This is a genomic window from Methylobacterium sp. AC832 (assembly GCF_979256025.1).
Map to the genome: position 1 here is coordinate 53,497 of NZ_CEEDMV010000013.1, position 9,581 is coordinate 63,077.

The 9,581-nt window shown below is 67.3% G+C and carries 7 protein-coding genes; 3 read left to right on the plus strand and 4 right to left on the minus strand.

All coding sequences use genetic code 11. The features are described 5' to 3' along the window. Positions 1-196 precede the first annotated feature (196 nt). The 3 genes from AC0IXR_RS24305 to trpA all read right to left on the minus strand — a co-directional run bounded on the left by AC0IXR_RS24305 (position 197) and on the right by trpA (position 3,349). Complete coding sequence (locus tag AC0IXR_RS24305; protein WP_056429106.1) at positions 197-1,522, minus strand: bifunctional folylpolyglutamate synthase/dihydrofolate synthase; 1,326 nt, start codon at positions 1,520-1,522, stop codon at positions 197-199. A gap of 28 nt (positions 1,523-1,550) precedes the next feature. Next, positions 1,551-2,453: an acetyl-CoA carboxylase, carboxyltransferase subunit beta gene (gene accD / locus AC0IXR_RS24310; RefSeq protein ID WP_056429110.1), complete on the minus strand. Its 903-nt coding sequence runs from the start codon at positions 2,451-2,453 to the stop codon at positions 1,551-1,553. A gap of 80 nt (positions 2,454-2,533) precedes the next feature. Further along, positions 2,534-3,349, minus strand: a complete 816-nt coding sequence (gene trpA, locus AC0IXR_RS24315; protein WP_207413164.1) for a tryptophan synthase subunit alpha — start codon at positions 3,347-3,349, stop codon at positions 2,534-2,536. Positions 3,350-3,734: 385 nt separating this feature from the next. Between trpA and AC0IXR_RS24320 the strand changes: the two genes are divergently transcribed. Genes AC0IXR_RS24320 through gluQRS form a run of 3 tightly spaced genes read left to right on the plus strand, consistent with a single transcriptional unit; the run spans position 3,735 to position 6,991 of the window. After that, complete coding sequence (locus AC0IXR_RS24320) at positions 3,735-5,789, plus strand: ATP-binding protein (RefSeq protein ID WP_471762493.1); 2,055 nt, start codon at positions 3,735-3,737, stop codon at positions 5,787-5,789. A 48-nt stretch (positions 5,790-5,837) separates the two neighbouring features. Beyond that, complete coding sequence (locus tag AC0IXR_RS24325; RefSeq protein WP_056429114.1) at positions 5,838-6,128, plus strand: hypothetical protein; 291 nt, start codon at positions 5,838-5,840, stop codon at positions 6,126-6,128. After that, positions 6,125-6,991 carry a tRNA glutamyl-Q(34) synthetase GluQRS gene (gene gluQRS, locus AC0IXR_RS24330; RefSeq protein ID WP_056429118.1) on the plus strand — a complete coding sequence of 289 codons (867 nt, stop codon included), beginning with the start codon at positions 6,125-6,127 and terminating at the stop codon, positions 6,989-6,991. Before AC0IXR_RS24325 ends, gluQRS begins: the two co-directional genes overlap by 4 nt. Before the next feature lie 131 nt (positions 6,992-7,122). Here gluQRS and AC0IXR_RS24335 read toward each other — a convergent pair whose 3' ends face one another. Then, on the minus strand, positions 7,123-9,201 hold the full coding sequence (locus AC0IXR_RS24335) for a M23 family metallopeptidase (RefSeq protein ID WP_056429122.1): 2,079 nt from the start codon (positions 9,199-9,201) through the stop codon (positions 7,123-7,125). Positions 9,202-9,581 lie beyond the last annotated feature (380 nt).

The following is a 9,581-nucleotide window of genomic DNA, read 5'->3' on the forward strand; positions in this document are numbered from 1 at the left end:
GCTTCGGCGCCGGACAATAAGGACAGACGTTGTCTCCGTCACGCCGCATCGGCGCCCGAGACTCTCGATCGCGGCGGTTGTCCAAGGCAAACGATGTTTTAACCCTGTCGGAAGCTGGCGACGATCCCGCCGGAGGGTTCGCCGGACTTCGCAATCGCGACGAACGCCCGAGCCGGCGACGAATCCGCCGGCGCGATCAGGTCGGGGGCGTACCGTTGGCGGTCAGGACGTTGCCCGCGAGATAAAGCGAGCCGCAGATCAGGATGCGCGGCGGCTGCTCGAAGGCGAAGTCGGCGAGGCTTTCCAGGGCGGCCTCGACGCTGGAGGCCACATAGGCGGTGAGGCCGACATCGGCGGCGATCTGCGCCACCTCCTCGGCGGGGCGCGCCGCCATCTGACCTCCGATGGGGACCGCGATCAGACCGCGCGCCAACCCGACGAAGTTACGCAGGAATCCCTCCGCGTCCTTCGTGCCGAGCAGGCCCGCCACCAGGACCAGCGGCACGTCGCTACGCTCGCCGAGATCCGCCATCGCGGTCGCGAGGATGCGGCCGCCGTCGATATTGTGGCCGCCGTCGAGCCAGAGTTCCGCGCCGGCCGGTGCCATGTCGGCGAGGCGGCCGCGGTTGAGGCGCTGAAGGCGACCCGGCCACTCGACTTTGTTCAGACCGGTCTCGATGGCCTCGACGCCGATATCGCCGAATCCCGCGGCGCGCAGGGCGGCGATCGCCGTGGCGGCGTTGGTGAATTGGTGACGTCCGTTGAGCCGGGGCTGCGGCAGGTCGAACAGGTCGAGCTCGTCCTGATAGACGATCCGCCCACGCTCGGCATGGACGGAGAAATCCTGGTTGCCGACCCGGATCGGCGTGGCGCCGATTTCTTCGGCGAAGCGGCAGAGGACCGAATCCGCTTCCTTGTAATCCTGGGCGGCGATGATCGCCGGGCAGCCGCGTTTGAAGATGCCGGCCTTCTCCGTCGCCACCGCCTCGACGGTATCGCCGAGATATTCCGCATGGTCGCGGCCGATCGGCGTGACGACGGCCGCCGCCGGACGATCGATCACGTTGGTGGCGTCGACACGCCCGCCGAGGCCCACTTCGAGCAGGAGCACGTCCGCCGGAGCTTCCGAGAACAGGAGGAGGGCCGCGGCCGTGGTGATCTCGAACACGGTGATCGGTTCGCCGGCATTCGCGGCCTCGCAGCGTGCCAGGGCGTCGGCCAGCTGGTCCTCGGGCACGTAGCTGCCGCCGCCCACCGCGCCGATGCGGATACGCTCGTGGAATCGCACGAGATGCGGTGAGGTATAGACATGCGCGGCGAGACCGCCGGCTTCGAGGATCGCCCGCATGAAAGCGATGGTCGATCCCTTGCCGTTGGTGCCGGCCACATGAATGACCGGAGGCAGCTTGCGCTCAGGGTGTCCGAGCCGTTCGAGCAGGCGCTCGATCCGCCCGAGGGACAGATCGATCGTACGCGGATGAAGGGCCAGGAAGCGCGCCATCAGCGCGTCGGAAGAATCCATGGATCGGCTCGCCGTATCGCGCGTGGGCTCAAGCCGGTTCGGCAACGGCGCCCGCGCGCGCCGGTGTCGCCGCGGGCTGGTTCATCAGCAAACCGCAGAGCCGTGAGATCGTATCCTTCAGGGCATGCCGATGCACGACCTGATCGACCATTCCGTGTTCCTGCAAATACTCGGCACGCTGGAAACCGTCGGGCAGTTTCTCTCGGATCGTCTGTTCGATGACGCGAGGCCCGGCAAAGCAGATCAGGGCGCCGGGTTCGGCGAGATGGACATCGCCGAGCATGGCGTAGGAGGCGGTGACGCCCCCCGTGGTCGGGTTGGTGAGTACGACGATATAGGGAAGCTTCGCCGCCTTCAGCCGACGGACCGCCACCGTGGTGCGGGGCATCTGCATCAGCGAAAGGATGCCTTCCTGCATGCGCGCGCCGCCGGAGGCCGAAAACAGAATGTAGGGCGTGCGCTTGTCGAGGGCCGTCTCGGCGCCCCGCACGAAGGCCTCTCCCGCCGCCATGCCGAGCGAGCCGGCCATGAAGGCGAAGTCCTGCACGGCCAATGTCATCGGCAGACCCGAGACCCGGCCGAAGCCGATCTTGAAGGCGTCCGGCATCCCGGTCTTCGCGCGGGCATCCTTCAGGCGGTCGGCGTAGCGCTTCTCGTCGCGGAACTTCAGCGGGTCCGTCGCCACTTCCGGCAGCGGCACGTCGATCCAGGTGCCCTCGTCGAACATCATCTTGAGGCGCGCTTGCGCGCTCATCTTCAGATGGTGCTCGGAGCCCGGGATGACCCAATGGTTCCCCTCGACTTCCTTATGGAACACCATCTGCCCGCTATCGGGGCATTTGACCCACAGGTTCTCTGGGGTCTCGCGCTTGAACAGGGTCTTGATCTTGGGGCGCACGACCTCCGAGATCCAGTTCATGGGTTCAACCATCGTCGACTGACCATTCTTGAGGGAAGGGGTCTCGGATGAGCCGGAGACCGGCTCGCGGAATTATCGGTCCGGGGCAGCGCTCAGGCGGAACGCCCGCGCACGCCCTCGGCCAGTTCGCGCACGAGGGCGCTCACCGCTCCGGCGGCGTCCCGGCCATCCACGACGGCCCGGTGGACCACGTCGACCAGAGCCGACCCGACGACCACCCCGTCCGCGCCCTTGGCGATCTCGGCCGCTTGCACGCCCGTCCGAACACCGAAGCCGACCACCACGGGCAACTCCGTATGATTGCGGATACGGCCCACCGCCTCGGCCACCCGGCCGAAATCCGGTGTCGCCGTGCCGGTGATTCCGTTGATCGACACATAATAGACGAAGCCGGCCGTGTTCGCGAGGACGGCGGGAAGGCGGCGCTCATCCGTGGTGGGCGTCGCCAGCCGAATGAAGGCCAGGCCCTTCGCCAGAGCCGGCAGGCAGAGCTCGTCATCCTCTTCGGGGGGAAGGTCGACGACGATCAGCCCGTCGAGGCCCGCCGCGACCGCATCGTCGAGAAAGCGGTCGACGCCGTAGGCGTGGATCGGGTTGTAGTATCCCATCAGGATGACCGGCGTGGCGGTGTTGCCTTCGCGGAAACGACGGACGAGGCCGAGGGTCTTGACCAGGTCCTGTCCACCCTTCAGGGCGCGCAAGGCCGCCGCCTGGATGGCCGGCCCATCGGCCATCGGGTCGGTGAAGGGGAGCCCGAACTCGACGATATCGGCGCCGGCCTCCGGCAGCGCCTGAAGCACCTTCAAGGAGGTCTCGGCATCGGGATCGCCCGCCATCACGTAGGTCACCAAGGCAGCGCGCTTCTCCGCGCGGCAGCGGGCGAAGGTGGCCTCGATGCGGGTCGGCATGGAGCCGGAGGCGTCCGGCTGCGAAGAAGTCTCTGACAGCGAAAGGGTCATGGTGCCTGCGTCTCGCGGGCTACCCTCGGGGGAGGGGCGGCCCAGGAACAAGCCGTCGCGCCTACACCATCGCGGCCTGCCCGTGAAGCGCGACGCGTCGAGCCGGCCGGCATCCGATGCGTCCACGACGTCGCCGGTGCGGATCGGGCGATGCTCCGTTTCGCGGCAAGAAAGCTTTAAGCTCCTTTCGAAAGCCGTCCTTCAATCTCACATGCGATCAAGGGGGTATGCGAGGGACCGGAATGGAGCGAGAGCGGGACGGTGGGCAACGATGCCCCGCTGCACCATGTCCGGGCCGGCGGCGATCCGCCCACGCTTCCGGACGGAGAGGTCGATGATCGCACAGGAGGTCGTTCTCGTCCTTACCCTCTTGGCGGCCATCGCCGCGATTTACGCGGCTGCCCGCGCGCGGCGGCAACCGGCCGCCGACACGACCGAGATCGAGCGGCTACAGGACAGCATCTGGCGGATCTCGGAAAGCGAGGAGCGCTACCGCGCCCTCGTTGAGGCGACCACCGACGTCATCGTCCAGCGGGACGCGCAGGGGCGCATCACATTCGCCAATGATGGGTTCGGGCGTCTCTTCGGTGTAGAGCCCCTGACGTTGCTCGGCTCGACGGCCGAACTCGAGATCCTGGAGCAGGGAGTCCGCCAGCAGCATCCCGACGGCGTCACCCGCGTGGAGATGCAGGTCCGCCCCGTCGACGGCATTCCACGCTGGTTCTCCTTCATCGAGACGCGCGTCACCGGTGTCGGCGGTCGCACGCAATGGCTGCGGGCAGGCTCCGACATCACCGAGCGAATCGAATCCGCCCGCTCCCTCGATGAGGCGCTCCATCGCGCCGAGGCGGCCAATGTCGCCAAGTCGCGCTTCCTCGCCACCGTGAGCCACGAAATCCGAACGCCGCTCAACGGCATCCTCGGCATGGCCGATCTCGTCCTCGATACCGGCCTCGATGCCGAGCAGCGGACCTATGTGGAGGCGGTGCGGACGTCGGGCCGGGCCCTGCTGACGCTCATCGACGGCATCCTGGATTTCTCGCGGATCGAGGCAGGACGCCTCGACCTGTCGGCGGAGCCGTTCGATCTCCGCGCCGTGGTGGAGGGCGTGGTGGAGCTCCTCGCCCCCCGCGCGCAGGACAAGGGTATCGAGATCGCCATCGACGTGGCGGACGACGTCCCTGTCGAATTCATCGGGGACGCGGACCGCATCCGGCAGATCGTGGTCAATCTCGCCGGCAACGCGATCAAGTTCACCAATCAGGGCGGGGTCGGCGTCACGATACGGTGGGCCGCCCCCGACATCGTCCTGGCGGTCTCGGATACGGGATCGGGCATTCCCGAGGCTCGCATCCCCGCTCTGTTCGAGGAATTCGAGCAGGGCGACAACAGCGCCAGCACCCGCCATGAAGGAACCGGCCTCGGCCTCGCCATCACCCGCCGCCTCGTCACGCGGATGGGTGGGGGCATCAATGCGCATTCCGTCATCGGCCGTGGCAGCACCTTCACCGTGCACCTGCCCCTTCCCGTCGGCGCTGTGGCGGATGGTGAACCATCCCCGGTGTCGCTGCAGGGCCGCAAGATCCTGATCGTCGCCGATTCGCCCTATCAGGCTCCGTTCCTCGCAAGGCGGCTGTCCCGGTCGGGGGCGTCGGCGGTGGTGGTGGCGAATGTCGAGGCCGGGCTCGATACCCTGTCCGGCGTCCCCTTCGACGCGGTGATCGCCGACCGTGCGCTGGGCGACGAGAACGTGCGCAGGCTCGCGGCGGAGGCGAAGCGACGGGGCGTGCGCTGCAGCCTCATCCTGCTCTCCCCCTTCGATCGGCGCGAGTTCGGTGCGCCGGGGGCGGCCGGCTTCGACAGCTATCTGATCAAGCCGGTGCGGGCGCGTTCCCTGTTCGACAGGCTCCTCGTGCCGACCTCGTCCATCGAGCATCCCGGCTCGTCCATGCCGGGTCCCAGCGCCGCGGCGGAGCCGACGGGAAGCCCGCGCGCGGCCCCGCATATCCACGTGCTCCTCGCCGAGGACAATCCGATCAATGCACTTCTGGCCACGAGGGCGCTGGAGCGTCTCGGCGCCACGGTCGTTCTGGCGCGGGACGGGTCCGAGGCGTTGGCCCGGCTCGATCATCCCGCATCCCGGTTCGATCTCGCTCTCATCGACATCCGCATGCCGGGGATCGACGGTCTGGAAACGGCGCGGCGCCTGCGCGCCAGCGAGGCCGAGCATGGTCGCGCTCCGCTTCGATTGGTGGCCCTCACGGCCAATACCGGCCGCGAGGACGAGCGGGCGGCGCGCGAGGCGGGGTTCGACGAATTCCTGGCAAAACCCCTCGACCTCAAGGCCTTGCCCGCTCTCCTCGAACGCCGTTCCGCCGCGGCGGCCTGAGCGGCAATTCGCGTTGACAGCGCGCGGCGAGCAAGCGAACACGGGGCCATGCACGCACCTAGCTCGCCTCCTCCCGATGCTTCGGCACCGTCGAACCGGGATGGTCTCGTGGCCTGGGCCGTGGCGGCGACGGTGGTGGTCACAATCCTGATCGGCACGTTCGCGCCTGCTTCGCACGGACGTTCCGGACATGGTGCGGCGGCCATCGACGCATCCTGCGCCGAATGGAGCGACGGCTGCACAATCTGCCAGCGTTACGGCGAGGAGACGGCCTGCTCCCTTCCCGGCATCGCCTGCGTTCCGCAAGCAAAGCAGTGCCTGCGCCATTCCGGGGGATGAGCGAAGCGTCCGCCTCAATCCGGCTTCGGTTCGCGCCGAGTCCCAACGGGCGGCTTCATATCGGACACGCTTACTCGGCCCTGGTGAACGAGACATTCGCCGCGCGGCTCAGCGGTGACCTCTGCCTGCGGATCGAAGACATCGATCCGGTGCGCTCGCGCCCGGAACTGATCGCCGCCATCGAGGAGGATCTCGCCTGGCTCGGGATCGGGGTCAGCGGGGCCGTCCGGCGCCAGTCGGAGCATCTCCCGGCCTATCGGCATGCTCTGGAGGGGCTGCGTTCGCGCGGCCTCGCCTATCCCTGCTTCTGCTCCCGTGCCGCCGTGATCGAAGCCGCCGGACCTGTACCGTCCCGCGATCCGGACGGGGCGCCTCTGTATCCCGGCACCTGCCGCGTCCTGTCTGACGAGGAACGGGCGGCCCGCCTCGCCGCCGGCCTGCCGCATGGCTGGCGGCTCGACATGGCGCATGCTCTCGCGCGGAGTCCCGGCCCGCATCGCTTTCGCTGTCTCGATGCCGCTCATGCCGAAACGAGCCATGTCGCCGATCCCGCCCGCTGGGGCGATGTGCTGATCGCACGCCGTGACGTCCCGACGAGCTATCACCTCTCGGTGGTGATCGATGACGCCGTCCAGGGGATCAGCCACGTGGTGCGCGGCGCGGACCTTTTCGCCTCCACCGATCTGCATGTCCTGCTGCAGGCTCTGCTCGGCTATGACGGCCCGGCCTATCATCACCACGCCCTCGTCCTCGGGCCGGACGGGACGAAGCTCGCCAAATCGCGCGGCTCGGAATCCCTCGGCGATCTGAGAGGGCAGGGCGTCACGCCGGCGGAGATACGCCGACGACTCGGTTTCGCGTGAGGCGAGGGCGCCTCATACCAAGTCTCACTGAACCCGACCCTCAAGTCAGGTTCAGTGAGGTCCGGCGGATGAAAGCCGCCGCGCCGTCGCGCGGGCAGACCTCGATGAGTCAGGCTCAGCGAGCTCTGGTATCAGCGCGTGGTCGTGCTCTGGGCCATGGCGGCGCCGGTGCGGGATTTCTGCATCGTGCCGTCGATCTGCTCGCGCTGGCGCGTGAACTCGGTGAGCATCCGCCCATCGAGTTCGCGTCCGCGCGGTACGCGGATCTTCATCGGGTCCACGAAATGGCCGTTGATGATGACCTCGTAATGCAGATGCGCACCGGTGGAGAGGCCGGTGGAGCCGACATAGCCGATCACCTGACCTTGGCGCACCTTGGCGCCCGACGTCACGCCCCGGGCGAAGCGGGACATGTGATTGTAGGTGGTGACGTAGCCGTTGATGTGCTGGAGCTCGACCCGTCGTCCGTAGCCGGAATCCCATTCCGCCTTGATGACGGTGCCGTTTCCGGCGGCGACGATGGGCGTTCCGATCGGATTGGCCCAGTCGACGCCGGTATGCAGCTTGGCATAGCCGAGGATCGGATGGCGACGGTAGCCGAAGCCCGACCGCATGATGCCGTCGGCGATGGGTTTGCGGATGAGGAACTTCTTCAGCGAGCGCCCCTGCTCGTCGAGATAATCGATGGAGCCGTCATCGGGCGATTGGAAACGATAGACCTTGCGGACCTCACCGCCGAGGTTGAGCGAAGCATAGAGCAGTTCCGGCCGGTCCAATGCGACCTGACCGCCTTCCTCGTCATAGGTATAGAAGACGTCGAGACTGTCCCCGTTGGAGATCCGACGCTGGAAGTCGATGTCGTAGCTGAAAATCCGCACGAGATCTTCGACCGTCGCACGCGGCAGGTCGTGCCGTGCCGCCGTCTCGTAGAGGCTCTGGTAGAGGCGAGGGCCCGAACCGCCATTCTCATCCTCGTCGTCATCCCCGGATTCGGAGGCGACCGGAGCCTTGCGGGCCGACTTGTCCTCCACCGCCTGCGCCACGGAAACGAAAGCGCCGCGATCGTTGATGGCCGCCGTCGCCTCGACCCCGTTCTCGCCATAGAGGGTGACGCGGGTCACCTGTCGCGGATCGCCGGGCTTCGGGCCCGGTGCGATCTGAACGCGGAACTGTTGCCCCTCGGCCAGCTCGCCGACACGCGCACGTCCGCCGAGCGCCGCCACGATGCCCTTGATCTGCTCGTCATTCGCCTGGCCCGTCGCCTTCAGCAAGGCTTCGAGCGTGTCGCCGCGCTTGATCGCGAGGTCGCGATCTTCCACCAGCGGCGTCTCGCCCTGGCGCAGGCTGGTCTTGGCGAGATTGGTGACGTTCTCCGGCACCACCAGGACTTCGATGGATTTGAACGGACTCGCATCGCCCGATGCCGGCGACATCCCGCCGAAATCCGGCGAGGCGATGCCCTGCTGAAGGGCCCGCGACAGCATCAATTGCGGAGCGATGGGAAGCGCCGTGCGTCGCCCCGCCTCCGCCGCGAGCCGCTTCTCTTCCTCGACCTGCGCGGTGACGGCGTCGTCCCCGAGGGCGGGCGTGGACGCCTCGATGGGCATCGTCGTGAGATCCCGCTTGATCACGGTCACTTCCGCACCGGGGGCATCCGCCGCGCTCGGCTCGGATGCCCGTTCCAGCGGTTCACTGGAGACGAACTTCATCGGGTCGAAGCGCGGCACTTCGGCCGAGAAGACACCCGTGGACATGGACAGCGCCGTCGAGATCCGGACGAAGGGGCGGACCTTGATGATCTCGCGCTCTCCGAGACGGACCGTCACCGGGGAGCGAAACGTCTGCTTGGCGGAGGCGATCATCAGGTTACGGACGAGGCGGTCGCCTTTCCGCGCGAGGTCGGCGGTATCGTCGCTGGGGGCCGGCCGAACGACGATCTCGGCATGTTCAGGTACCGCGGCGAAGGAAACGTCGCCCTGCAGCGACACGTAGATCGCCGCTCCGATCAGTCCGGCCCCGGTCAATCCGGTCAGCGCGCTTGCGCAGAGCCAACGCAGGTTGACGTCCCGCCGGTCGATCCGCGTGGCATCCGTGACGAACAGATCGAGGGGAGCGTCGGTGGCCCGCCCCGGATGCGGTTGGCGCGGATCGGCGCTGCTCGTCGGAGCTCCGATCTTGAGCCGCCCGCGCCCCGCATGATTCCCTCGCAAGCGTATCTCTTCTTATCAGGAGGTCGGCCGACCCTCGTTCGACAGGGGGCGGCGGGAAACGATCTGCGGCGGACGATATCCGCCAACGGTCGACATGTCGAAGTCGAGCATGTCGACATTGAGGCGTGGCGGGGAGAGCTCCTGTGCTCTTACGGGATCACGAGAGGGGAGGGCGCCGAGGTATGGAGCGGAAACCTCCCGGCAACCCACCAGCCGACCGAAGCACCAGGGCTTATATGAAGGAAAGCGGCTGGGCCGAGGTCGCTATGCGCCGAAATTACGCTTTGCCGACAAAGAGTTATGGTCCTTGTTTCATGGGATTGTCGCGAAAGTTTCAGTGTCCTGTCATTTTGGCATTGACGAGAGTGAGGGGTGGGTCT

Coding starts and splice junctions, on each gene's coding strand:
- AC0IXR_RS24305 (WP_056429106.1), bottom strand. CDS start 1,522: ATGGATTCTTCCGACGCGCTGATGGCGCGCTTCCTGGCCCTTCATCCG.
- accD (WP_056429110.1), bottom strand. CDS start 2,453: ATGGTTGAACCCATGAACTGGATCTCGGAGGTCGTGCGCCCCAAGATC.
- trpA (WP_207413164.1), bottom strand. CDS start 3,349: ATGCCGACCCGCATCGAGGCCACCTTCGCCCGCTGCCGCGCGGAGAAG.
- AC0IXR_RS24320 (WP_471762493.1), top strand. CDS start 3,735: ATGATCGCACAGGAGGTCGTTCTCGTCCTTACCCTCTTGGCGGCCATC.
- AC0IXR_RS24325 (WP_056429114.1), top strand. CDS start 5,838: ATGCACGCACCTAGCTCGCCTCCTCCCGATGCTTCGGCACCGTCGAAC.
- gluQRS (WP_056429118.1), top strand. CDS start 6,125: ATGAGCGAAGCGTCCGCCTCAATCCGGCTTCGGTTCGCGCCGAGTCCC.